The sequence below is a fragment of the Microcystis sp. LSC13-02 genome (genome assembly GCA_002282935.1).
GTDB lineage: Bacteria > Cyanobacteriota > Cyanobacteriia > Cyanobacteriales > Microcystaceae > Microcystis.
In genome coordinates this window covers 13,905-14,890 of sequence record MTBT01000107.1, presented here as the reverse complement: position 1 = coordinate 14,890, position 986 = coordinate 13,905, and the positions used below count along the sequence as shown (strand labels likewise).

The window sequence follows — 986 nt, the reverse complement described above, 5'->3', positions numbered from 1 at the left end:
AATGAACATCTTGCGTGCCGACCTACTACGCAAACTATTCTAGCACGCTAAGAATTGAGTTGTCAATCGTGCTTCGCTATTTCTATGCTGGCGGAACCTTTCATCTCCGAGGTAAAACCGAGAGCCTTCAAGCCGACATTTCAGGTAAATTTAAATATTTTTAAGTATTGAAGGTATTTGCATATAAAATACTTATCATTTTGCCCCGATTGCCTCTAACTTTTCCCTCCCCACAGTAATCACTGGGTAAATAGAAAATTTCTCACTCTTTCTCCTAGAGATGAAGTACAGATTAATCCTTACTCATCAAGTATTTTAGCAACAATAACTAACCTCATCTTTCTGAGAAAGGCTGTAGCGAAAGAAAATCTGATCAGTGGGAGCGTTACTTTTGTTGTTGGGTTTCCTCGCTCGAACTGTTCTAGGTTTGGGAAATGGAGTCAAGATACAGAGTATCCGGACAGATATCTTGTTCGTTCGGCCAAGTTACCGTACCATCTAGAACTTTTACTTGATTAAAATAATGTTGGTTTTTAAGTTCTTGAAAGATGCCAAAATCGAGCAGTGGTGAACAATCATAAATTTTCTTTTCTTCATTAGTAAAGATGAGTTGTAATTGATAGTTGGGCAAAGGGATAACTTCTTTAACTCTAGGATTCATCATTTATCTCAGTGGTTCAATTTTATACGGTTGTTGTCCTGAAATAGCGAGTTCCCAGTTAGCCATCAATTCATCTTGATGAATCTCGATCCAAGCGGAAAGTAATTTCATTTTAGCATTAGGAATAGAGCCTTCAAGAATTTCTCCATCTGGAATGGCGACAATGACTTCCGAATTTTGATATCTAGCATGAATGTGAGGTTTATAGTGTTGTTTATTGTCCATGAAGTACATATAAATAGGGTCTGCTGAAAAAGTTTTTCGGTGGGGGTAGGAGTCAGGAGTCAGGAGTCAGGAGTCAGGAGTTTCAGGCTTTGTTGCCCTT

Annotated in this window: 2 protein-coding genes; both read right to left on the bottom strand. The window is 38.4% G+C overall.

Translation table 11 applies throughout. The features are described 5' to 3' along the window. Nucleotides 1–421 precede the first annotated feature (421 nt). A complete protein-coding gene (locus BGL89_RS06645) occupies nt 422–661 on the bottom strand; it encodes a DUF2442 domain-containing protein (RefSeq protein WP_286825019.1) in 240 nt (79 codons plus the stop codon). A 3-nt stretch (nt 662–664) separates the two neighbouring features. Continuing rightward, nucleotides 665–895 carry a DUF4160 domain-containing protein gene (locus BGL89_RS06640; protein WP_286825018.1) on the bottom strand — a complete coding sequence of 77 codons (231 nt, stop codon included), beginning with the start codon at nt 893–895 and terminating at the stop codon, nt 665–667. Between the last annotated feature and the right edge of the window lie 91 nt (nt 896–986).